The following is a 21478-nucleotide window of genomic DNA, read 5'->3' on the forward strand; positions in this document are numbered from 1 at the left end:
CTGATGAGGGCGTAGGAACTCCCATCATCCCAGGTCAGCAGGCACCTCTTTTCATTCCGTCGTCCACAGACCGACTATCGCGCGGTGGATCCAGGATCAGGACATCGAAGCCATCCGCGAAAAACAGCTGGACTGGCTGAACCATATACCCCAGATGCGTTATGGCAGCTTGTTGCGCCACGCCATGGCGGAGGTGCTTGACAAAGAACTCCAGCCACTGTCCGCGCTGTGCCGCAAGCACGGCACCTTCGGTGAATCCGTTCTGCCGGGGGCATTCGACCCCATCACCGGCTTCTCCCTCAAAGCGTACGACGGCAACTTTAAATGGGCGTTCATCGAGACAGAGATACATTTCTACTCCATCTCGCTGGCCACATCCTGACCGGAACATCAGCCCAGAAGGGCCAAGAAGCGCGGGCGCTTCAGCTGGCGGGCGACTCGTCTTCGTTCTCGTCAAGCTCTGGAGCATCCGGGTCACGCAGCGGGCGCAGGGCGCTGGCGGCTGGGGTGGAGGCGGTGAAGCTGTAACGGCCGAGCAGGTTCAGGGTTGCGGTGCTTGAGCGGGGACAGTCGGGCGATGTCCTCGTCACGGATTTTGTGGCCTTCGGCGCGGAGCTGTTCGACGGCAGCGTCGATGTACTTCGTGGTCCACAGCACGATGGCGTCGAGGACCAGGCCGAGCGCGCCAAGCTGGTCCTCCATCCCGTCCCGGTATGCCTGGTGGACGGTGCCGCGCTTGCCGTGGCACACGTCCCGGGCCAGCTTGTGGCGGGATTCCTGCACGGTCTGACAGCGGTAGGTGTCGTCCACCGGATCGACCACCCGCAGCAAGTGCTCGGTCTTGGCGATCTGCCTGCCCGTACTCCGCGAACGCCGCCCCCAGCGGCGTGGGGCGGGCATCCATGGGGTCGGTCGGTGACTCATTCGACAATGCCCTGGCGGAGAACCTGTGGATGGTCATCAAGACCGAGTGCATCCGCTGCCGCCTCTTCGCCACCAGGGCCGAAGCAAACCTCACGCTCTTCGAGTACATCGACGGCTTCAACGCCCCCTCCGTACCAGAAACGGCCTCGGCTACCTCAGCCCGATCGAGTTCGAGGAGAAGCACTATGCCGACCAGGCAGCGACCGAGCAAGTGAACCTGAAGCCACGTCAACCCGTTCTGACCAGCTAGTCAGTCCTTCCCGCACTGCGGGGGAACGTCAAACTGGTGCACTTTCGGCGGCCCGCGGCCATGATGGCTCGCAGGGTGGGATGGATGGCGGGAAGACTGAGCCTTCGCCGACTTGGTCAGCCAGCCGGAGTCCCGCAACAGACCACCTCTGACGAGGGTTAGGCCCGGTCTTTCGCACGGGACGTTGGTTCATGGGAGGAGCCGGTCGGCCAATTCCCGGCGGGTGGTGAGGCCGAGCTTGGTGTAGATGCGCTGGAGATGGTTGTCGACGGTCCGGACAGAGATGGTCAGTTCGGTGGCGATGTCCTTGCTGGGCATGCCCCGGGCGGCGAGCAGTGCGATCTCGTGTTCTCGTCCGGTGAGCTGGACGACGTTGTTTCGGGCCATCAGTGCAGGGGTCCTGGCTCCCTCGCAGCGGGCCTCGAGGGCCTTGGCGCGGACCGCTGCGGCATTGGCCCGGCGGGACTGCCCGGTTTCTTTGAGTAGTGCGGCGGCGGTACTTGCTGCCTCGGCCGCCAACAGGTCCGCTCCTATTGTCTCCAGCACATCTGCGGCGGCGAGCAGGCCGTCGGGGTCGTTCGCTGCCCATGCGGCGGCCAGGTCGGCGCGGGCCTGGTGGAAGTGGCCGGTGCACTCGGCCGCGATCTCCGCCAGCCGCGTGGCCGCCTCGCGGGCTCCTCCGAGGCGGACAAGATCGGTCAGCAGGATGGCTTCGGACGCGGTATGTCCTCGGTCGGCTGCCGCCTGGGCTGCCTCTTTCAGGACGGCCCGGGCGCGACTCAGCGCTCCGCGGGCGGCGTGCAACCACGCCTCGCCGAGGCTTTCCTCGGGGAAGTGCCCCACGGTGGGGAGTCGGGCGCGTTCGGCCAGGGCCGCCTCCGCGGCTTCCAGATCGCCTTGGATAGCGGCGCTGGCCCCCAGACCCGCCAATGCCATCGACAGGATGGCCGCGGCGTGTGGGCGGGACGCACGGGCGACCTCCGCGCACCAGCGCCGAGCCTGGGCCGGGTGTCCGGCAAGCCACGCGCCACGAGCCAGGTTGAACGCCAGCATCCAGCGGTCCGTCATCGCGCCCATGCTCGTGAGGCCGGCGAAGGCCCGCTCGCCCATGGCCTGGGCCTCGGCCAGACGGCCACTCTCTGCCAGAGCCAGGGCAAGAACGGAGGGCTGCGCTGCCTCGTGTGCGGCCGCGGGGTGGTCACTTCCGCTAGTGCTCGCCGAACTGAAGGCGATGGCGCGGCGGATCCAGTCCTCGGCCTCCTCTCCATGACCCGTGAACGAGAGAGCCATGGACTTGCCCATGGCGGCCCACAGCCATGCCGAGGCGTCCGGTGCCTGCCCGGCGTCAGGCGGGAGGCTTGCATACAAAGCGAGGCTGCTCCTGACGTCGCCGACGCTCCACGCGACGGCGGCCAGCAGGACACGGAGGCCGAACGGATCGGTGACCCGGCAGCGAGCCGCCTCGATGATGTCGAGAATTCGCTCGTAGGGCACCCCGAGCCCCCACATCAGGTTCTGCGACCGCACCAGCACGACAGACAGGACTTCCTGATCGCCGACGGCCATGGCATCCGCCTCGGCCAGGGTGTCCTCGGCAGCCTGGAATTCGCCAGCGTCGTACAGCGTCCTGCCCAGCAGCAGCAGGATCTGAAAGCTGCGGTGTTCTCGGGGGATCGCCCGCAGGAGACCGAGCGCGCGGGCATACTCACCGGCGTGCCCAGCGAGGGCTGCCGCGTGGACCAACAGAACGGGGTCGGCCGTCCCCGTAGCCGCGAGGTTGTAGGTTGCGAGACGGATCGCGTCCTCCCGGCGGCGGGCCCCGCTCTTCTCCAACAGATGGACCTGCCGCAGCAGGGTATTCCGCCGACGCTGGGCGGTCATGTCGGCGCGCACGACCTCGCCGTAGAGAGGATGCGCCAGCCGGACCATGGTACGTCGTCCCTCCCGGCTGACGACGATCAGCTCCGCTTGCTCCAATTCGTCGATCGCCCAAGGATCGGCGGCATCCATTTCCAGATGGCCCAGCGACAGCGGCTCGCACAACGACAGGACATCCAACACCTGCCGACCGGCGGGTGAGGCGGCGGAGAGCCGGGAACGGATTAGGTCGGAAAGACGCCGAGTACCCGCCAGCCGGTCCGCGGTCATCTCCCAGATCTCGCCATCGCTCGTAAGCGTTCCGGCATCCACCGCCCCCACTACCAGCTCGCGCAAGTAGAGAGGGTTGCCACCGCTGGTGGCCAGCAGGTGGCTTACCGCGTTCCTTCCGACGGCCCCGCCCAGAACCTGTTCCAGTAGCATTTGGACCTGCGGCCGTCCGAATGCGGCGAGGTCCACGTGGTGGACCGCGTCCCCGTGCCCGAGCGCGGCTACCGCCGCCGCCTCCTTGGCGTCTCCCGACCGCACCGTTCCCAGCAGGAAAACCGCTCCGGCGTCCATCAGCTGCCGCAACAGCATGGCTGAGGTCGTATCCAGCAGGTGGACGTCGTCAACAAATATCACCATGCGGGAACGCGAGTCGGGGTGCGACAACAGCCTGGCCACGCCAGCGAACCCCGCTACCGGGTCGGACAGGTCCACTCCCTCGGGCAGCAGATGCGCCAGCGCTCCCAGGGGCACTGACGCTGCGGCTGCGGTGGCAACCGCCCTGCCCGCGGCGTGACCGTCCTCGACAGCCCGGTTCAGACACTCCTCAGCCAGCCGGGATTTGCCCACTCCAGCCGGCCCGAAGATCAAGAACGCGGCGCTGCGGGAGTCACGCAGAACATCTTCGAAGTCTCTGAGCTGGGATTCGCGTCCCACCAACGGCCAACGCCGCAGCACACTGTTCCGGCTCATCCCCCGTGGCCCTCCACTGGTCCTTGGACGTCAGCGGATTGGTGGGCCGCCTACCTGTACTCCTGAGATACGGGGATTATGCCAGTGATGATTGAGCTTCTTCGAGGTGAAGGGTCCGTCCAGGGCTGCCCATTGCAGGAGCAGGATGGTCTTTCCGTCCATGATGCGTCCGTCACGGACCATGGCGAGGGCGTCGGTGAAGGGCAGCTCGAGCACTTGGATGTCCTCGCCGTCCTCCTCGAGTCCGCCGCCGTTTCCGGTTCGGTCGGCCGGGGTGTAGGGGGCGGCGTAGAAGTGCAGGCGCTCGGTGACGGAGCCGGGGCTCATGTAGGCGTCGAGGATGTGGGTGAGCGGTCCCAGTGTGACACCGAGTTCCTCGGCGGCCTCGCGTCGGATGGCGGCGAGCGGGTCGTCGCCGTCGAGCAGTCCGGCCGCAGCCTCGACGAGCATGCCGTCCGGGTGGTCGTTGACGTAGGCCGGGTAGCGGAACTGGCGGGTGAGCAGCACACAGCCGCGTTCGGTGTCATAGGGCAGGACGACTGCGCCGTTTCCGCGGTCGTAGGTCTCGCGCTGCTGGGTGACCCAGCGTCCGTCGCGGCGCCGGTAGTCGAAGGTGGTGCGGCGCAGGACGTGCCAGCCCTCAGAGGTGAGTTCCACGTCGCGGACCACGACGTCGGGGTTGCGGTCCAGATTCCGGCCGGCGTGGTCGAGGCCGGTACGGCCGCGATGATCTGGCGTGTCGATGCCGGGGCGGGTGTTCACGCGCTCTCCTGCGGGGTGCGGCGGGGGATCGCGTTGGCGTCGTGGTAGACGGGCAGACCGCGGCGGCGGGCGATGGCGACGTCCTGATCTGCTCCCGTGGAGTCGCCGGGGAGTCGGAGTACGGCGTCGCAATGGGCGAGGAGGCGCTCGGCGGTCGGGTAGAGGACATGGTCGGCGAGCGGGTCGGTGGGGCCTGCGCCGGCCGAGCGCAGGACGGGCAGGGCGACCCACTCCCCGATCATGGGGACGTGACCGGCGGCGAAGACCGGCCAGGCTGCGGCTTCGAGGCGGGCGAGGTTGGCGGCCATGGCCTGCGGGTCGCCGTCCGTGCCGGAGCGGTAGGGGCCGGCGATGAGGATGAGCATGGGCTTGTCGGTCATGGCGCGCTACGATACACGCAGAAGCGTGCAACAACAGGAGAAAGTACGGATGCTGGCTGCTGAAAGACGTGACCACCTGCTGGGCCTGCTCGCCCGCGAGGGCAAGATCGTTGCCAAGGACGTCGCCGCTGACCTGGGCATTTCCGACGACAGCGTGCGCCGCGACCTGCGGGACCTGGCTGCCGAAGGACTGTGCCAGCGGGTCTACGGCGGGGCCCTGCCTGTCTCCCCGGCCATCGCGGACTACGCCGGCCGACAGACGGTCACCCCCGACGGCAAGAGGCAGGTCGGCGCGGTCGCCGCCGCGCTCGTACGGCACGGCAGTGCCCTGATCCTGGACGGCGGCACCACCGCCCTCGCCGTCGCCCGCGCCCTCCCGCCGGACCTGGTCTGCACCGTGATTACCCACAGTCCGACCATTGCGGCCGCGCTGCTCGACCACTCCCAGGCCGAGGTCTTCCTGCTCGGCGGCCGCCTCTTCAAGCATTCGGCGGTCACCTGCGGCGCGGCCGCGGTTGAGGCCACCCAGAACATCTCGGCCGATCTCTGTCTGCTCGGCGTCACCGGCGTCCACCCCCAGGCGGGACTGACCACCGGCGACGCCGAGGAGGCCGCCATGAAACGCGCCCTTGCCGCACGGGCCCCGGACACCTACATCCTCGCCTCATCCGAGAAGATCGGCACCGCCTCCCGGTTCCGCGTCCTGCCCTGGGAGGACATCAGCGGACTGATCACCGACGCCGATCCCCACCACCCGGTCATCGAGCAACTCACGGCACACGGCGTGGAGATCCTGGCAGCCGGCTGACAGCTCCGGCGCGAACGTGGGATCGCAAGAGATCAAGACACCAGCCTGCCCGCCCGCCGTCCCTCAGCCATCAAGGCGACGTCGACGGCCATGAAGTACGTCATGGCGGCGCACCCCGACAAGCAGGCCGATCCTATGCGGCTCTGAGAAACGTGCGTCACCAGTTCGTATAGGCGAACGTACCGATCCGAATGCCGCCATCATGGTCTGACCGGCCGATACCCCAGCGCCCCGGCGTTTGCCTCGGATGTCCGGTTGATCATGTGATGCCGTAGAGGGCGAGGACGCGGTGGCGGTCGGTGTAGGCTCGCCGTCCGGCGGGGGTGTTGACGACCCAGCGAGCTTGAGTGCGCTGCGGATCAGGTCGCGGACGGTGGCGAGCAGGGCGGGCGTAGTACAGGTCCTGACCTGCTACTTGTCCTCGCCGAAGACGACATCACGCACCCAGTGGACGAAGCGTAGAGGACTCCATGATCCACAGGGGTCGTGTTCGTCTACTTCCGGGGCTCGCCACCGACATCAACCGATCCAAGTCCGGACGAGCCGGGCAAACGCCGGGGCCCTGCATCTTCTCCCGTTCGGTCTCCGCTATCGCGGCGAAGAACGCAACGAGCAGGCGGGGTCGTACATCGGGCGTGAGCAGTTGCGATGTAGGAATTCCCGACGAGAACAATCACGGGCAGTTACTCGCGTAGTGGAGCAACTGGGATTCTGCCTTGCCCCTTTCGCTAGCGATTACGCTGGGCGCATGGCTGAACCGTCGTCTTCCGTGGTCACGGGCGTGGCCGCGGGCCGGTGGCGGTCGGGCGGCCGGTTCGCGATGCGCCTGGGACGCCGTACGCTGCTGGACTCGTCGTATCTGCTGACCGCGCCGGTGAGCGCCGCGTTCGGCCTGCTGCTGGTGCTTGGCGCCTTGTGTCTCGGCGCGGTCGGGCTGCTCTTGCCGGGCGGATTGCCGGTCAGGGCCGCCGCTCCGAAAGTGGCGCGGTGGCCGGCCGACGTGGAGCGGTGGCGGATCGCCCTGGTGCGCTCGCGTCCCGGCGAGGCGCGAGGCGCGCGCCGGTGGCCGGGGCAGGCATCCGACCCGGGGCTGTGGCTGGACGTGGCGCACACGGTGCTGGTGCTCCCGGTCGCCGTGGTCACGTCGGTGGTGACGGCGCTGTGGTGGTTCGTCGGCCTGGCCGCCGTGACATCTCCGCTGCGCAACCCGTACGCGGCGTCCGGGGCGCTGCGGCCGATGAACCTGTATGTGGGCAGTTCCCAGTCCCACATCGCCCTGAGCCTGGGGCTGACCTCGCCGGACCAGAGAATCGCCTTCGCCGTCACGGTCGGCCTCCTGGTGCTGGCCACCCTGCCGCTGGTGACCCGCGCGTGCGTCGCCGCCCAGGCCGGGCTGGGGAAGACCCTGCTGTCCGACCCGTCGGCGCTCCACCGCAGGATCAGCGGGCTGGAGCAGGAGCGGGACACCGCCCGCGCACTGACCCTCGCCACGGTGACGGCCGAGGCGGCGGCCCTGCGCCGGCTCGAACGCGACATTCACGATGGCCCCCAGCAGCGGCTGGTCCGCCTCGCGATGGAACTGGGCCGCGCCCAGCACCACTTCGACAGCAGGCCGGACACCGCCCGGGAGGCACTCGCCGACGCGATCGTCCAGGCGCAGGAGACGCTGGAGGAGCTACGGGCCCTGTCTCGCGGCATCGCCCCGCCGATCCTCGCTGACCGGGGCCTGCCGGCGGCGCTCACCGCGCTGGCCGCGCGCAGTGTCGTACCCGCCGGTCTCGACCTCGGCCCCCTGAACCGTCGAGCGGAACCCGCGGTCGAGACGGCCGCCTACTTCGTGGTCGCCGAGGCCCTGACCAACGTGGCCAAGCACAGCCACGCCCAACGCTGCACGATTGGCATGCGCCACGGCGAGGGAACCCTGAGGGTCTGGGTGACGGACGACGGCCTGGGCGGCGCGGCCATGGCCAAGGGACACGGCCTGCGAGGCCTAGCCGACAGACTGCACGCGGTCGGCGGCCGGCTGCTGACGGTCAGCCCCGACGGCGGCCCGACGACGATCACCGGAGAACTCCCATGCCCCTGACCTCGGCCTCGACCTCGGCCGAATCGGCTCCCGGACCGGCCGCCGAAGCGCCGCGGGACCACGCGGCCCGCCGTCCGCTGCAGATCGTCGTGGCCGATGACGCGGTGCTGCTGCGGGAGGGCCTGGTCCGCCTGCTCACCGACGACGGCCACCAGGTGGTGGCCTCGGTCGGTGACGGTCCCGCCCTGGTCCAAGCGGTGCTCACGCACCGCCCGGACGTGTCGGTCGTCGACGTACGGATGCCGCCGACCCATACGGACGAGGGCCTGCGCGCGGCGATCAGCGCCCGCACGCACCTGCCCGGCACCCCCGTCCTGGTGCTCAGCCAGTACGTCGAGGTGTCCTACGCCGCCGAGCTGCTCGCGGACGGCTCCGGCGCGGTCGGCTACCTGCTGAAGGACCGGGTCGCCCGGGTCGAGGAGTTCCTGGACGCCCTGGACCGGGTCGCCCGCGGGGCAACCGTACTCGATCCCCAGGTCGTCTCCCAGCTGCTGGCCGGACAGCGCCGCAGTGCCCTGCTGGAGACGCTGACCGTACGTGAGCGCCAGCTCCTGGGCCTGATGGCCGAGGGCCATTCCAACACGGCCATCGCCCGGCAACTGGCGCTCTCCAACAGCGCGGTGGAGAAGCATATCGGCAACATCTTCGCCAAGCTTGGTCTGCCGCCCGACGACACCCAGCACCGCCGCGTCCTCGCCGTCCTCGCCTACCTCCGCTCCTGATCGGGCCCGTCCACCGATCCGCCGCGAGGCGTCACAGGCCGCCCTTGTAGAAGCCCAGGAGGGCCGGCGCCGGGTCCGCCGCGGTGCCCTTGTTGGCCAGTGCGACGACGATCACGATCAGCGCCAGCAGAGCCGAGAGGACACCGAACGAACTCATCATGCGCCGGGTCCGCCCGTCGGGCCTGTCCGCCGCGGCGAACCTCCGCCACGCCATCACGCTCAGGCCGATCAGGGCGACCGCCACGACGGACGCCAGCACGGCGAGCACCGCGTGGTACCGGCCGAAGTCGTCGACCATCACCTTCAGGGCGACCGCGTTCTGGCCGCTCGTGCTCGGGTAGTGGACGAGGCCCTGCTTGATCTGACCGATCGCATCGGCGAGTCGGCCGCTCGGTGCGCCGAGCGGAAGCAGCGAGGTCGCCGAGGAGAAGGGGGCTGTCGCGCCCTGGACGTTGGCCATCAGAGCCGCCAGCGACACGAGGGCGAGCACGCTGACGAAGGTCGCAGCCGCCGCGAGGCCCTTGCCTCCGTGACCGCTGGGCCTCAGGAACACCTTCCAGAGCCGGACGGCGAGGGCGACGAGCACGATCAGCAGGGCCGCGGAGAGGACACCCTTGACCATGTGGAAGCGGAAGCAGTAGTCGACAAGTCGTTGCAGGTCCGGGGGGAATCCCTGGTCCCCGGACTTCCAGTACGTGACGAACGCCGGGGTCAGGGCGTCGACGAGGTTGCGCTGCGAGGAGAGGTCGCCCTCCGTTCCGATCGCCGCCAGCCTGCTCGGGGCGAGGACGAAGGCGGTGCCGAGCGCCACAGCGAGGGCGACGAGCACAGGCAGTGCCCGGCCGGGCACCTCCGCCAGTCGCGACGGGGCCTTGTGAGTACGCATGGAGAATCCTTCAAGTCGATCGGCATTGGGGCGGCGCCCGAACCACCTGGTGGGCGGGCCCTTGGTCATGCCGATCACGATGTCGGACCGTGGAGCACCGATCACTGCGGTACGCCATCCAGCCGAGGTATGGCCTGCCACACCCCGGTCGAGCGGAACTTCGGCCTCGCATCGTCACCCCCGCTCCCGCCTTTATCGCGCAGAGCCCGTGGTCACCAAGGACCACTGCTCGGCCGGGACGGACATGTCCAGCCCAACCCAGGCCACCTGCCAGCCACAAGTACATCGCCGATCAGAACTTCTCCTACGAGATCGGCGGCGGCTACGGCGAGGCCACCCTCGAATTCCCCAACCTCGACCCGGGCACCCACCATGCTCTGCGGTGCACATAGGGGTGCACGCCGACACCAGATGCTCGAGGAGGCCCCGCGAAGCCACTGAACCCATCACACAACCCTGCTTATGCCGCGAGAGGGCCAGCAGGTTCACGCTTGATCCCCTGCTGGCCAGGTGGTCGTGGGACTGTCAAACGAGTGGTGTAACTGCGGTAGTCGAGATTACTGGTGGGCCGCCGGCAGGCGGCCGTCGAAGGTGATGTCGAAAGCGTTCAGGGCGGTCTTCCAGCGCATGGTCCATCGGGCCTGGCCCTTGCCCGTGGGATCGAGGGACGTGATCGCCATGTAGACGCACTTCAGGGCGGCCTGCTCGTCGGGGAAGTGTCCACGGGCCTTGACCGCCCGGCGGATGCGGGCGTTGACGGACTCGATCGCATTGGTGGTGCAGACGATGCGCCGGATCTCGGTGTCGAACCGCAGGAACGGGGTGAACTCCTCCCAGGCGTTCTCCCACAGTTTCACGATCGCCGGGTACTTCCTGGCCCAGGAATCGGCGAACTCCGCGAACCGGTCCAGGGCTGCCTCCTCGGTCGGCGCCGTGTAGACAGGCTTGAGGAGACGCGCGATCTTGTCCCAGTCCTGACGGGCGGCATAGCGGAGGAGTTCCGCAGCAGATGCACGACGCAGGTCTGCACGATCGTCCTCGGCCAGACCGTCTCCACCGCCTCAGGCAGGCCTTACAGCCCGTCGCAGACCAGCATGAGCACGTCGCTGACGCCGCGGTTCTTGATCTCGGTGAGGATGTGCAGCCAGTGCTTGGCGCCCTCGCCGCCGTCGCCGGCCCACAGGCTGAAGATCTCCCGGCGGCCCTCCGTGGTGACGGCAAGGGCCACATAGATGGGCCGGTTGGCGACCACGCCGTCGCGGATCTTCACGTGGATGGCGTCGATGAAGACCACCGAATAGACGGCGTCGAGAGGCCGGCTCTGCCATTCGGCCATGCCCTAGCTAGCTGCTATCAGCCGCAGCGATACGTGAAGGATGTCGAGGCCGTGTGCGCTGTGGGGGTGAGGATGTCGACGACGGCGCGCGCCTTGTGGGTGCCCCTGCCGTGGAAGGTCCAGCGCATTGGCAGGCTGACGTGTTCCTGGCCCGCACGAACGGTCTGGCGCAACTCGCCCGAATCGGTGCCGTCGCTGCGGATCCAGCGGTACCGGATGCTTCCCGCTGCCCCGTTGGTCGTGACCACGGCAACCACGGTGGCCGATCGGTCACACCGCAGCTCGGTCGGCCGCGCACTCACCGTGACCTGGGTGACGGCAAGTTCGGGAGTGTTCCGCTGCCACAGGATCACGCCGACGGCGGCTGCCATCAGCAGCACGAGGGCCGCCCACCCCCAACGCCGCCCGGTGCGGCGCCGGGAACCCCCTGTGTGGCGCGGGGGGCCGTCCCGCCAGACCGTTGTTGTGCGGTGGTGACGGGACTCCTCGTCGGGAAGGCGCAGGGTCGGCAGCGCGTCCTCGTCCACTGGACTCACGGCGTACACGCCGGTGTTCCACACGGTCACGGCCGTGGGCTGCTCGTCGTGCCGCCGTGGTGGTGGTGAAGGGGTGGCACGAGTGGAGGTCCAGCCCGTCGACAGGTACTCGGGGGCTTCCTCCTCATGCGAGCCGTGATGGTGCCGACCGAGCCGCTGGGTGGGCCAATCGTCGCTCGTGCTCATAGCGGTCGCTCTCCAGGCCTCGCTCAACCCATCGGCTGGAGGATGCAGGCCAGCGCGTCCATGTCCCGATAGTTCTTCCCGGACTCGGCATCGGGCGTGGTGCTGACCTGAAGTCCCCAGTACCGGGGGCAGGTGGTGAAGTCGTGGCGGTAGGAGAGCTGGTAGCTCGTGCGGCCGCTGAGCTGGTAGGTCTCGCTGCTTCCGTCCTGCTGCCCGGGAGTGTCCGCCCGGTAGCTGTTGTACCAGGTCAGTGTGAGGCTGACGGGATCAGTACCGGTCGTGGTGACGGTGACCGTCGCATCGGCGCCGCGTCCCTGCGTCGACTCCTGGAGGGAGGAGATGCCCACCGAGCGGACCGCCGTCGCGGCACGGGACACGGTGGGCGACGCGACCGGCCCCTGCGATCCGGCGGATTGCGAAGTCGCTGGCGCCGGTTCGGCGCTGGGGCCGGTGCTTGCGGGGCCGGTGCCCTGTCCCACTGTGCTTGCCGAGGCACCACTGGGGTCCGGGGTGCCGGCCGTCGCGGAATCGTCCGCCGGTGACGAGGTCGTGGCCGGATCGTCCTCGGCGGAATGGCCGGTGGAGGGCCGCGTCGAGGCTGGCGCTGCGCCGCCGGCCCCGGGGTCCGCCGCGGGTGCGGTTTGGGCGCTGTTCTTGCCCGATGCGTTGCTCGTGATGCCCCCCGCGACGGCGGCGGCGCCGAGCAGCACCGCGGCAGCCATGATCGCCGGGACTTTCCGTGGCCGTCGCCGGGTGGCACCGACGACGTTTCGGATCCGGCTGCGAGCGCCGCCGGACCGCTGCCCGCGCGGCCGGGGGCGAGAGTGATCGGCGGCCGGTTCCTCGTCCATGTCGGTGGTGGCGAGTTCGGTCGTGGCGTCGGCGCCGCCGGCCGGTGGCTGCAACAGTTCCAGCAGCAGGGCGGCAATGAGCGCAGCTAGGGCGCGCCGGCCCCGCTTCTCCCAGTCGGGGCCGTACCCGGCGGCAGCGACGGTCTCCAGCTCGGCAAGGAACTCGTCCGCCGAACGGAACCTGTCGTATGGGCTCTTGGCCATCCCGCGCAGGACGAGCGCGCGGACGGGCTCGGGCGCGCCTTCTGCAGGCACCGGCGAGGACATATGCCGAACGGCGATCTCGGCGAGGTCTTCTCCGCCGAACGGGCGAGACCCGGTCACACACTCGAAGAAGGTGGCGGTTGCCGCGTACACGTCGGTCGCGGGCGAAGCCGGATGCCCCTCCCACTGTTCCGGCGCCATGTACATCGGGGTGCCCGCCGTACCGGCGGGTGCCGACCCGTCGCGCAGGGCGATGCCGAAGTCGACGAGCTTGGAGGTGGCGTCGGTAGTGACGAGGACATTTTCGGGCTTGTAATCGCGGTGGACGATGCCCAGGTGGTGCGCCGCGCTCAGGCCGAGGAGCGAGCCTTTGAGGACGGTCAACGCCGCTTCCGGCGAGGTCGCGCCCTCCTGTCGCAGCAGGGCCCTCAGGGAGAGCCCGTCCACCATGTCCAGCACCATGGCAGCACCGTCCCGGGTCTCCACGTACCGGTGTAGGCGCGCCACATGCGGGGAGTCGACCTCCCTGAGCAGCTGAGCCTCGGCACGGAAGTCCTGGAGGAAGCGGGTGTCCCCCGTCAGCCGCTCGTGGAGGTACTTGATCGCGACAGGCGTTCCGGAGGCTGTCTCGACAGCCATCACCACCCGTCCACTGCCCCCGGTCCCGAGCTCGCGAATCTCGGTGAAACCGGGAACGGACCAGGTATTCACGGTCCAGTTCTGCCTTTCCTTGACACCAACCCCGGGAATGCACGGGGATCCGTCCAGCCTGGCAGTCGCCGACAGAACTCTTCCTGAGTAGTCACTGCTTAATTGGGTGGTTCGATGACGTGGGCCCGTACATTCTGTCGGGGGCCCGGTTGCTCACTCCCGTCTCAGTGCGCCGGACAGCTCACGGCGGGCGGTGATGCCCAGTTTGGTCAAGACCTGTCGCAAATGGTTGTCCACCGTGCGCGCAGAGAGCGTCAGCCGGCCGCTATCTCCTTGCTCGACAGGTCGGACGCGGCAAGAAGGGCGATCTCCGATTCCCGCTGTGTCAGGGGTGTGGGCGCGGAGGTGAGCGCCAGCAGCGGGGTGACGGCTCCCTGGCAGTTCCGGGCGAGCTGGTTCGCCCACGCCTCCGCCGCCGTGGCAGCCCGCGCCGCGCCGCTGCCGCGAAGAATGCCGGCCGCGGCGGCCGCCGCCTCGGTCGCCAGCAGGTGCGCCCCGATGCCGTGCAGCCGCTCGGCCGCCACGAGCAGCGCTTCGGCGTCTCGGTCGGCCATCGCGGCGACCAGGCCAGCCCGCGCGCCGGCAAAGGCCCGTCGCAGCAGGCGGCCAGCTCGGCGAGTCGTTCACGAACCTGCCGGGCGCCGCCCAGCCGCGCCGCCTCGGTCAGCAAGAGCACCTCCGAGCCGCTGTACTCGGCGGCGCTGGCCCAGGCGGCGGCCTGGAGCACGACCTCACGGCCAGGCACCAAGTCGCCCTTGGCTGCCAGCAGCCAAGCACGTCCCAAGGCGTCCTCCCCAGCCAGGAACGGAAAGTCCGGATAGGTTTCGAAATCCGCATGGACGGACTCCGCGGTCTCCGTGTCACCGGTGAGGGCGGCCGCGGCAGCCAGTCCAGACGCGGCGAGCCGCAGCAGGATCAGGACGTTCTGCTGATGAGCGACGGTGAACGCCTCGCCGTACCAGCGCCGGGAGTCCGCCGCCCGGCCGGCCGGCCAGTAGATACGTCCAAGAGCCCACGCGAGCCAGGCGGCCGGCTGGGTCGCGCCCGCCTCGACCGCGCTCGCGTGGCCGCGCTCCGCGGTGCGCCGGGCGTTCTCGAGATCACCGGCCGCGGCATACGCCAGGGACAGGCCGGGCAGCGAGGCCGAAGGGCGCTGGATCACGATGTGTGTGCTGGCGCGCTGCGCGACCTACCGCACCATCCTCACCACCGAGCGAAGCCGCGAAGTCCAGCGGCTGGAGAAGGAGTTGGAGGACGCGGGCATCAAGCTCTCCAGTGTGGCCACCGACATCATGGGGGTTTCCGGACGGGCCATGCTCGCCGCCTCATCGAGGGTGAACGCGACGTCCATGCCCTGGCGGAGATGGCCAAAAGCCCGCATGCGACCGAAGATCCCCACCCTGGTCGAGGCGCTGACCGGGAACTTCGGCGAACACCACGCGTTCCTCTGCCGACTGCACCTGGAACGCATCGACCACCTCACCGCGGCGATCCACGAACTGTCCGCGCGGATCGAGGAGGAGATGCTCCCTTTCTCCCGCCAGCTTGAGCTGCTGGCCACCGTCCCGGGCATCGACCAGGGAGTTGCCGAAGTCATCATCGCCGAGACCGGCGGCGACATGTCCCGCTTCGCGACCGCCGGCCACCTCGCTTCGCGGGCCGGGGTCTGCCCCGGCCACCACGAGTCCGCCGGCCAGCACAAGTCCGGCCGCAGACTCCGCGGGAACCGGTGGCTCGGCGCCGCACTGGGTACAGCGGCCATAGCGGCCTCCCGCACTCGAGAAACCACCTATCTCGGCGCCCGCTACCACCGGCTCATGCTCAGACTGGGCAAGAAGAAGGCTCTGGTCGCCGTCGAACACTCGCTCCTGACCGCGGTCTGGCACATGCTCACCGACGACGTCGCCTACCAGGATCTCGGTGGCGACTACTACGCGAAGTGCGACCCTGAGCGAGCCATGCGCCGCATCACCCGCCAGGCCAACGCCCTCGGCTTCACCGTCCGCTTCCACCCCATCGAGGCCGCATGAACACATCCCACCGGTCACCTCGCTGACCTGGGGTCATCTTCATTTTCGGACCAGAGTCCCCCTGTAGGGCGGTGGCTTCGGTGAGACGCAGCGGGCGCGCGAGCAGGAGCAGCGATAGCACGAGAGACAGGCCTCCGGCGCTCACGGCGGCGAGGCTGCCTGGCGCGCCGTCGCCGAGCTGACCGCTGCGGCGGGGTGTCGGCAAAGGACGGCACCCTCATGTGATCAACGCACCACCCACGGATGATCATGTGGTGCCTGTCGGGCGCGTGTCGGGACCGGCCGGGGGCGGGGAGGCCGCCCCCTCGGCCGACGCGAAAGCCGCTCCGCCGCCGGCCACCACCACGGCTGCACCAGTGAGCGTTTTCAGCGTTGCCTCTCTAGGGTGAGGACGGCATTGGTGGTGACGCTCATGCGGTTGGGGCTGATTCGGGATCTGCGGAGGATCTGCCAGGACTTCAACCGTGCTATGCCGCGTTCGACCGGTGCCCTCGCCGCGGCCAGGGCCCGGTTGACGGTGCGTTGGGTGAGAGTGAGTTCACCGCCCGGTGGCCTTTTGAGTCCGGTGGTGACCCAGGGGCCGGCGCCCTGGTAGGCGCGGTCGGCGAGGATCGGGACGCCCTGACGCTCGCAGATCCGGATGATGCGGTAGGTGCGGGCCGCGGTCAGGTCGTGGGTGCGGCCCGGCAGCGCCGGCGAGATCCATAGAACCTCACCGGCGGGGTCGGTGACGACCTGAACGTTCACGCCGTGTCGACGATGTTTGGCCGAGTAGTCGGCTCGGCTGTCGCCGACGCGGTCGCACTCGGCGAGCGTCCCGTCCAGGAGGACGAACTCCGGATCGTGCTCGCGCAGAGTCTTGAGCAGGCCCGGGGCCCGTTCGGCGAGCAGGCCGGTCACGGCGGTGATGTACGCGTGGGCGGTGCCGACGGATATCCCGAAGCCGGACGCGATCCGGGTGAGGGTGTCGTGGCGGCGTAGGTACACCAGAGCGACGAGCGCCCGCTGGTGCGGCGGGAGTTTGCACCGTCGGTCCCCCTCTCGGGTGACGATGAGCATCGTGACCCACTCGACCAGCCCGTGCGGGAGGTCGAGTGCGGCAGGATAGAGAACCAACAAGGCTCCTGTGCCGGTGGGTTGAGACTTCGAACACCTCCCCCAACGGCACGGGGGCCTTGTGCGTTGCGGCCCTCACCTCGACCTCGCCGCCGTCACCCGATCAGTGGCCACGCTGAAAACGCTCAGTGATTGGCAATCAAGCCTACGGCGTCGATGACTTGGCCGCAGGCCCGTGGCTACGTGTGTTCGCCGGCTCAGCAGGATGCGATCTGAAGAGGGCGCGAGGGACAGTGCTTCAGCTTGATGGGGCGGGGGCTTGGGGCTCCGATGCACGACGTCCCCCGGTTTGCGTACAGGGACCCACGTCGCCGTCTCCGGCATGCTGAACGCCGCGCGGCAGACCTGGACCGTGGGACGGACCCTCATCTTGGTGCTGGGCGAGCAGATGGCGGGGCTGGTGATGGGTACGGGACGGTCACCAGCGGCGGGTGCGCGGGTCCTTAGCCAGATCCTGGCGGGGCAACTGGCGAGGCGGCTGGGCCGATCGCCGTCGACTGCCTCCCGTGAGATCGCGCCGCTGAACTGCCATGCCGCCCGTAGCGACCCAGCCCGCACTGACTTTCCCGAGGACGCCCTCACGACCGCAGCGGCGTTGGTCCCGCATTTCTCGATGTGAGGAGATCTTGATGACATCCGTGAGCTCGCACAGGCGGAAGCCGGCGTTGCGCTCGGCCACACAACTGGGGCGGTTTCAGCCTTCACTCAGGGGGTGCTGCTCCCCCCATACGAGCATGGCGTACAAGACGGGGCTGAGGCTTTGTCCCTGTTCCGTGAGCTGATAGACGACTCGGGGTGGCACTTCCGCGTGCACGGTGCGAGTGAGGATCTTCTGGGCTTCCAGGATGCGGAGGCGGTCGGTAAGTGTTTTGGCGCTGGGAGTGCCCAGCGCTGTACGCAGTTCCCCGAAGCGTTTGGGGCCAGTGAGCAGTTCACGGACGATCAATGTCGTCCATTTGCCGTCGAGGACTTTAAGGGTGCGCTCGACGCCACATCCCTCGAGTGCTGTGCCGAAGCGTGCCGCATGGTCTACATCCTCGCCATTAGTTTCCATTTTGAAACTATAGCACTTTGTAGGTACTACTTCATACTTGAAAGTAGCGTGTCGGTCATGAAGGGATCCACTGTTGTTGTTCATGGAGCAACCGGCGTCCAAGGCGCACCGGTTGTTCGTCATCTCCTTGCCGCTGGCCATCGGGTTCGGGCGGCCATCCGAGACTTGTCGGCGCCGGGCCTGCCTTCGGCTGTCGAAACGGTCTTTGCCGACCTTTCCGATCCTGGGTCACTGGTAGAGGCCTACACCGGTGCGGATGCGGTGGTCGTGCAATTGCCGCTTGTCTTCGCTGCCGACACCGCCGTGCCGCAGGCCCAGGCTGTGCTAGCGGCGCTGAAGCACGCGAGGGTCTCACGTGCGGTGTTCAATACCGGTGGCGCAGTAGGGTATGACCCGGTCGGGGTGCCCTTCTTGGATGCCCGGGCCCTGCTCGCCGCCGGCCTGCCGGGAAGTGTCCAGGTGGCCACGGTGGTGGCACCCGCATTCACCTACATGGAAAACCTGGCTGCCCCCTGGTCAGCTCCAAGGGTGCGTGCCGGGGAGATCATCTACCCTCTACCTGCGGACCTGCCTGTTCCATGGGTTTCGTTGGATGACCTGGGGGCAGCCATCGCTGAAATCATCGCCGCCTCATCCCCACCGTCCCTGCAGATCGTCGCTGGGCCCCATTCCCTGACTGGTGATGAGGTCGCCCAGGAGCTTTCCGCTGCGCTGGGGCACCAGATGCGATGGACCACCATCGATCCGAGCGAGTATGGGCGAATTCTGGCCCCGCACCTCGGCTCCGAAACCGCTGCAGGTATCGCCGCTGCCTACGCCCCGCCGCCGGACGCACCTCCGCCTCCGGCACCGGACCCGGCGATTGTCCGGCCTGGGACCATCACTCTGCGGGAGTGGGCCGCAAGACAGAGCTGGGACCAGATGTGACAGGCGTGTTGTGCCAGAACCTGGGCGCCCTGCGCTGGCACCAGCGTCGGCAGTAGGCCAGCGGCAAGATGGATACGGCGGCGGAGCTGGTCGCGGATGATGCCGACGATTCAGGCCGCCGCCCAGCGCCGTGCGAAGCCAGAGATCGTGCGCCTCGGGAAGTCGGGAAGCATCGCGCACCTCTTGACGCCGTTACTGACTTCGGCTTGTCAGGGTGACGCTGGATCGTCGAGGGCCAGGCCGGTTCCGGCTATGAAGCCGTCGAGTGTGTCCGGCCGGTACTGAAGGCGCTTGAGCCGGTTGCGTACGAGGGCTTCGAGCCGGTCGAGGGCGACCACGGCGAGGTTGGCCAGGCTGCGCTTGACGTGCGACCACACCCACTCGACGGGGTTGAGGTCGGGCGAGTAGGCGGGCAGCAGGTACACCGTCAGCCATTCACGCTCGGCGATCAGCTCACGCATGGCGTGGGAGACGTGGGTGTTCAGCCGGTCCCAGACGAGCACGATCGGCGCCTTGACCAGTTGGTGGACTCCGTCGATCAGCGTGATGAAGTCACGCTCGCCCATGCTGCGGCGCTTGCCCTTGCCCGCGGGGTGGGTTCGCAAGCGGTGGCACAGGCGGGTCCGGGAGCCGGGCCGCATCGCGATCAGCCCGGCCACTGACAGGCGTCCCGAACGTCGTCCGCTCACCGTCACCTGCGGAGTCACTCCGCGCCGGCCCCAGGTACGTCCTTGGGGCGGTCGACGGGTGAACCCGGCTTCGTCCTCGAAGCAGATGTAACCTCCGCAGGCCGCCCGGACTCCTTTACCTCCGCCCAGGTCGCCTCCTTCCAGACGGTGACGGCCTGCTCGTCGCGCTCAGCGACGCGCCGCGCGGGAACCTGCGGGCTGAAGCCGAGCCGGTGCATCAGCCTCGTCGCACCCGAGACGCTGTAGGAGACGTGGAACTTTCTGCCGATCAGCGTGGCCACCCGCGCTGCGGTCCACACCTGGTCCTCCACCCAGCCGTGCGCGGCCGGCCCCTGCTTGAGATACCCGGCGAGCTTCTGACGGCAACGCGGCGACAGACGGCATCGCGATCCACTCGGGCCACGGGAGGCCAGAGCCTCACGACCGCCGTCCCGCCACAGCTGCTGCCACTCGTAGGCCGACTTCCGGCTCACCCGCAGGCGCCGTGCCACCTCCAACGGCTTCATCTTCTGCTCGAACAGCTCGGCCGCCTGCATCCGCACCGCCTCACGGCGCCAACGCCCCGCGGGCGTCAGCCCGCCCCCATCCGCATACCTCACACGTCAGGAGATACAACCAACCGCGCCGCATCATCGAGGACTTCGAGACGGATCACCCTAACGAGCCGAAGTCAGTACCGACGGCTCCCACTCCCAAGGAGCGCGACCGGGTCGGTGTGTCCACTGTGTCCGCTCTGGTGGCGGAGACCGCGGTCGGCCTGGACGCCAAGAACGCGGGCGTGAGCGTCTTCCACGACGCCGTTCCCGTCGAAGACATCGCCAGCCCCGACGGCCTGGACGCGCCGATCGTGCCCCTCGCGCGCGGACTGGACCAGGACCTCGAGCGCTTCCTGCGGCAACCGCAGCGAGGATCTCGCAGGGTGGCAAAGGAACTTCTCCGGCCTGTCCAGCGGATCAGGCACGGCCAGTTCGCCGGCGCGGCGGTCATGGAACGCGCCGCAACGGTCACCGGCGCCCTTTTTGAGAATGTCCCCAACGACCGCGGGCTTTTCTCCGTGCCGTACCTCGCGCACATGCTCTGCGGTCTGCGGGCGGAGGTCCCCGGCTATGTGCGCGACGTCCTGGAAGGCCGGACTCCTCCGACATGGGTCACTGACCACGTCGGCGGGACCGTCGTGATTCCCGACGCGGACGCTCCGACCACGGCGTCACCGGCCCGGGCTGGTGACGGTGGCTCCGGGCTGCTTCCCCCGGATTTCCTTGAGAGGCGCCTCAGCCGCCACATGAGCACCGTCCTGGGCAAGCCGCGTGAGTTCGACGCGAAGCGTCCGGCACTGACCGACCGGCCGGAGCCAGCCGACAGGCACAGTCCCGGTTCCGGGGCGATGTCATCCGCTCCAGGGGACCCGGGCGAGAACGAGCCCCCGGACGTCGGCGGCTCCGGTCGCCCGGAGCCGGAGCGCGACGTGCTGGAGCTGCGATCCGCTGGTGAACACGTCGTCGACGAGCAGGATGGTGGCCGATTTGATGTCGCTGATGTCCCCGGTCCAGGTCAGCGCGGCGGCATGCGCGGTCGCGGCCGCGCGCTTCTCCTCCAGGGTGCGATTCGCGGACCGGGCCGTCTCAGAGTGCTTCACCAGCCGGTGCGCGCCCGGCGGGCTGCAGCGGCGAGGTGAACAAGCCGGTCTGGCTGTGGTGGTCGGGCACCGCCGCCACCGCGAACGACGTGAACCGCTGTTGGCAGTCCTTCCTCCGCCGCTTCGATCTCGAGCACACGTTCCGCCTGTTCAAGCAGACACTCGGGTGGACCAGGCCCAGGCTCCGCAGCTCGGAGGCGGCCGACCGGTGGACATGGCTGGTGATCGCCGCCTACGCCCAGCTCCGGCTCGCCCGGTCACTGGCCACCGATCTCAGGCGGCCCTGGGAGAAGCCGGCCGCGCCGAACAAGCTGACGCCCGCCCGGGTCCGCAGGGGGTTCAAAAACCTGCGCGTGAAGACCGGCTCCCCCGCCGGTGCACCGAAAGCGTCCCGGCCCGGTCCGGCCCCGGTCGACCGCTCGGCTCGAAGAACCGCCGCCCAGCCACCCGGCACGAGGTGGGACGCGTCCTCGCCACCGGCGAGGTATACAGCCGTCCCGCACACCACAAGAAGGGAACCAAGCCCCGCCGAACCCAATAGGCAAG

At 68.8% G+C, this 21478-nt stretch carries 19 protein-coding genes and 4 pseudogenes; 10 read left to right on the forward strand and 13 right to left on the reverse strand.

What is annotated here, in order from left to right:
- Positions 1-154: 154 nt before the first annotated feature.
- Entirely contained in the window at positions 155-382 is a 228-nt protein-coding gene (locus ACZ7DE_RS39980; RefSeq protein WP_470769385.1) for a hypothetical protein, read from the forward strand.
- Positions 383-422: 40 nt separating this feature from the next.
- On the opposite strand, the pseudogene ACZ7DE_RS39985 reads toward ACZ7DE_RS39980, so the two are convergent.
- Positions 423-892, reverse strand: a pseudogene (locus ACZ7DE_RS39985) (Tn3 family transposase); the annotation flags it as partial.
- A gap of 61 nt (positions 893-953) precedes the next feature.
- Here ACZ7DE_RS39985 and ACZ7DE_RS39990 point away from each other — a divergent pair.
- A complete protein-coding gene (locus ACZ7DE_RS39990; protein ID WP_470769386.1) occupies positions 954-1139 on the forward strand; it encodes an IS3 family transposase in 186 nt (61 codons plus the stop codon).
- Between the two features lie 224 nt (positions 1140-1363).
- Here the strand turns inward: ACZ7DE_RS39990 and ACZ7DE_RS39995 are convergent, their stop codons facing one another.
- The 3 genes from ACZ7DE_RS39995 to ACZ7DE_RS40005 are packed head-to-tail and all read right to left on the reverse strand — an operon-like array spanning position 1364 to position 5154.
- A complete protein-coding gene (locus ACZ7DE_RS39995) occupies positions 1364-4012 on the reverse strand; it encodes an AAA family ATPase (RefSeq protein ID WP_470769388.1) in 2649 nt (882 codons plus the stop codon).
- Between the two features lie 30 nt (positions 4013-4042).
- On the reverse strand, positions 4043-4774 hold the full coding sequence (locus ACZ7DE_RS40000; protein WP_470769389.1) for an NUDIX domain-containing protein: 732 nt from the start codon (positions 4772-4774) through the stop codon (positions 4043-4045).
- Entirely contained in the window at positions 4771-5154 is a 384-nt protein-coding gene (locus tag ACZ7DE_RS40005; protein ID WP_470769390.1) for a DUF4406 domain-containing protein, read from the reverse strand. Before ACZ7DE_RS40005 ends, ACZ7DE_RS40000 begins: the two co-directional genes overlap by 4 nt.
- A 49-nt stretch (positions 5155-5203) precedes the next feature.
- On the opposite strand from ACZ7DE_RS40005, the gene ACZ7DE_RS40010 reads away from it, so the two are divergent.
- Complete coding sequence (locus ACZ7DE_RS40010; protein ID WP_470769391.1) at positions 5204-5962, forward strand: DeoR/GlpR family DNA-binding transcription regulator; 759 nt, start codon at positions 5204-5206, stop codon at positions 5960-5962.
- Between the two features lie 259 nt (positions 5963-6221).
- Here ACZ7DE_RS40010 and ACZ7DE_RS40015 read toward each other — a convergent pair.
- Positions 6222-6418, reverse strand: a pseudogene (locus tag ACZ7DE_RS40015) (ISAs1 family transposase); the annotation flags it as partial.
- Positions 6419-6710: 292 nt separating this feature from the next.
- Between ACZ7DE_RS40015 and ACZ7DE_RS40020 the strand changes: the two are divergent.
- Positions 6711-8048 carry a sensor histidine kinase gene (locus tag ACZ7DE_RS40020; protein WP_470769392.1) on the forward strand — a complete coding sequence of 446 codons (1338 nt, stop codon included), beginning with the start codon at positions 6711-6713 and terminating at the stop codon, positions 8046-8048.
- Between the two features lie 77 nt (positions 8049-8125).
- Positions 8126-8770, forward strand: coding sequence for a response regulator transcription factor (locus ACZ7DE_RS40025; protein WP_470769416.1), 645 nt, complete (start codon positions 8126-8128; stop codon positions 8768-8770).
- Between the two features lie 31 nt (positions 8771-8801).
- Here ACZ7DE_RS40025 and ACZ7DE_RS40030 read toward each other — a convergent pair whose 3' ends face one another.
- The 5 genes and pseudogenes from ACZ7DE_RS40030 to ACZ7DE_RS40050 all read right to left on the reverse strand — a co-directional run bounded on the left by ACZ7DE_RS40030 (position 8802) and on the right by ACZ7DE_RS40050 (position 14034).
- Positions 8802-9656, reverse strand: coding sequence for a hypothetical protein (locus ACZ7DE_RS40030; protein ID WP_470769393.1), 855 nt, complete (start codon positions 9654-9656; stop codon positions 8802-8804).
- A 557-nt stretch (positions 9657-10213) separates the two neighbouring features.
- Positions 10214-10992 (reverse strand): annotated as a pseudogene (locus ACZ7DE_RS40035) (IS256 family transposase); the annotation flags it as partial.
- A gap of 17 nt (positions 10993-11009) precedes the next feature.
- On the reverse strand, positions 11010-11372 hold the full coding sequence (locus ACZ7DE_RS40040; RefSeq protein WP_470769394.1) for a hypothetical protein: 363 nt from the start codon (positions 11370-11372) through the stop codon (positions 11010-11012).
- Between the two features lie 365 nt (positions 11373-11737).
- The gene (locus tag ACZ7DE_RS40045) at positions 11738-13480 is read right to left on the reverse strand and encodes a serine/threonine-protein kinase (RefSeq protein WP_470769395.1); all 1743 of its coding nucleotides are present in this window, start codon (positions 13478-13480) and stop codon (positions 11738-11740) included.
- A 254-nt stretch (positions 13481-13734) separates the two neighbouring features.
- Positions 13735-14034 carry a hypothetical protein gene (locus tag ACZ7DE_RS40050; RefSeq protein WP_470769397.1) on the reverse strand — a complete coding sequence of 100 codons (300 nt, stop codon included), beginning with the start codon at positions 14032-14034 and terminating at the stop codon, positions 13735-13737.
- Between the two features lie 609 nt (positions 14035-14643).
- Between ACZ7DE_RS40050 and ACZ7DE_RS40055 the strand changes: the two genes are divergently transcribed.
- Positions 14644-15510 carry a transposase gene (locus ACZ7DE_RS40055; RefSeq protein ID WP_470769399.1) on the forward strand — a complete coding sequence of 289 codons (867 nt, stop codon included), beginning with the start codon at positions 14644-14646 and terminating at the stop codon, positions 15508-15510.
- 366 nt (positions 15511-15876) lie between these two features.
- On the opposite strand, the gene ACZ7DE_RS40060 is transcribed toward ACZ7DE_RS40055, so the two are convergent.
- On the reverse strand, positions 15877-16626 hold the full coding sequence (locus ACZ7DE_RS40060; protein WP_470769401.1) for a transposase: 750 nt from the start codon (positions 16624-16626) through the stop codon (positions 15877-15879).
- 322 nt (positions 16627-16948) lie between these two features.
- Between ACZ7DE_RS40060 and ACZ7DE_RS40065 the strand changes: the two genes are divergently transcribed.
- The gene (locus ACZ7DE_RS40065; RefSeq protein ID WP_470769402.1) at positions 16949-17245 is read left to right on the forward strand and encodes a hypothetical protein; all 297 of its coding nucleotides are present in this window, start codon (positions 16949-16951) and stop codon (positions 17243-17245) included.
- A 75-nt stretch (positions 17246-17320) separates the two neighbouring features.
- Here the strand turns inward: ACZ7DE_RS40065 and ACZ7DE_RS40070 are convergent, their stop codons facing one another.
- Positions 17321-17680, reverse strand: a complete 360-nt coding sequence (locus ACZ7DE_RS40070; protein WP_470769404.1) for a winged helix-turn-helix transcriptional regulator — start codon at positions 17678-17680, stop codon at positions 17321-17323.
- Here ACZ7DE_RS40070 and ACZ7DE_RS40075 point away from each other — a divergent pair.
- Positions 17651-18607, forward strand: coding sequence for an NmrA family NAD(P)-binding protein (locus ACZ7DE_RS40075; protein WP_470769406.1), 957 nt, complete (start codon positions 17651-17653; stop codon positions 18605-18607). The genes ACZ7DE_RS40070 and ACZ7DE_RS40075 overlap by 30 nt on opposite strands.
- A gap of 209 nt (positions 18608-18816) precedes the next feature.
- Here the strand turns inward: ACZ7DE_RS40075 and ACZ7DE_RS40080 are convergent.
- Positions 18817-19895 (reverse strand): IS630 family transposase gene (locus ACZ7DE_RS40080; protein WP_470769408.1). Its coding sequence is split into 2 segments (ribosomal slippage): positions 18817-19394 and positions 19394-19895, totalling 1080 coding nucleotides; the frame shifts between segments, so codons are not numbered across the junction.
- 137 nt (positions 19896-20032) lie between these two features.
- On the opposite strand from ACZ7DE_RS40080, the gene ACZ7DE_RS40085 reads away from it, so the two are divergent.
- Together ACZ7DE_RS40085 and ACZ7DE_RS40090 are read left to right on the forward strand one after the other, a co-directional pair.
- Complete coding sequence (locus ACZ7DE_RS40085) at positions 20033-20971, forward strand: hypothetical protein (protein WP_470769409.1); 939 nt, start codon at positions 20033-20035, stop codon at positions 20969-20971.
- A pseudogene (locus tag ACZ7DE_RS40090) lies at positions 20959-21473 on the forward strand (NF041680 family putative transposase); the annotation flags it as partial. The gene ACZ7DE_RS40085 and the pseudogene ACZ7DE_RS40090, both read left to right, overlap by 13 nt.
- Positions 21474-21478 lie beyond the last annotated feature (5 nt).

The sequence above is a fragment of the Streptomyces sp. NPDC037083 genome (assembly GCF_055606485.1).

Coding starts and splice junctions, on each gene's coding strand:
- ACZ7DE_RS39980 (WP_470769385.1), top strand. CDS start 155: ATGCGTTATGGCAGCTTGTTGCGCCACGCCATGGCGGAGGTGCTTGAC.
- ACZ7DE_RS39990 (WP_470769386.1), top strand. CDS start 954: ATGGTCATCAAGACCGAGTGCATCCGCTGCCGCCTCTTCGCCACCAGG.
- ACZ7DE_RS39995 (WP_470769388.1), bottom strand. CDS start 4,012: ATGAGCCGGAACAGTGTGCTGCGGCGTTGGCCGTTGGTGGGACGCGAA.
- ACZ7DE_RS40005 (WP_470769390.1), bottom strand. CDS start 5,154: ATGACCGACAAGCCCATGCTCATCCTCATCGCCGGCCCCTACCGCTCC.
- ACZ7DE_RS40010 (WP_470769391.1), top strand. CDS start 5,204: ATGCTGGCTGCTGAAAGACGTGACCACCTGCTGGGCCTGCTCGCCCGC.
- ACZ7DE_RS40020 (WP_470769392.1), top strand. CDS start 6,711: ATGGCTGAACCGTCGTCTTCCGTGGTCACGGGCGTGGCCGCGGGCCGG.
- ACZ7DE_RS40030 (WP_470769393.1), bottom strand. CDS start 9,656: ATGCGTACTCACAAGGCCCCGTCGCGACTGGCGGAGGTGCCCGGCCGG.
- ACZ7DE_RS40050 (WP_470769397.1), bottom strand. CDS start 14,034: ATGGCCGACCGAGACGCCGAAGCGCTGCTCGTGGCGGCCGAGCGGCTG.
- ACZ7DE_RS40055 (WP_470769399.1), top strand. CDS start 14,644: ATGTGTGTGCTGGCGCGCTGCGCGACCTACCGCACCATCCTCACCACC.
- ACZ7DE_RS40065 (WP_470769402.1), top strand. CDS start 16,949: ATGCTGAACGCCGCGCGGCAGACCTGGACCGTGGGACGGACCCTCATC.
- ACZ7DE_RS40075 (WP_470769406.1), top strand. CDS start 17,651: ATGGTCTACATCCTCGCCATTAGTTTCCATTTTGAAACTATAGCACTT.
- ACZ7DE_RS40070 (WP_470769404.1), bottom strand. CDS start 17,680: ATGGAAACTAATGGCGAGGATGTAGACCATGCGGCACGCTTCGGCACA.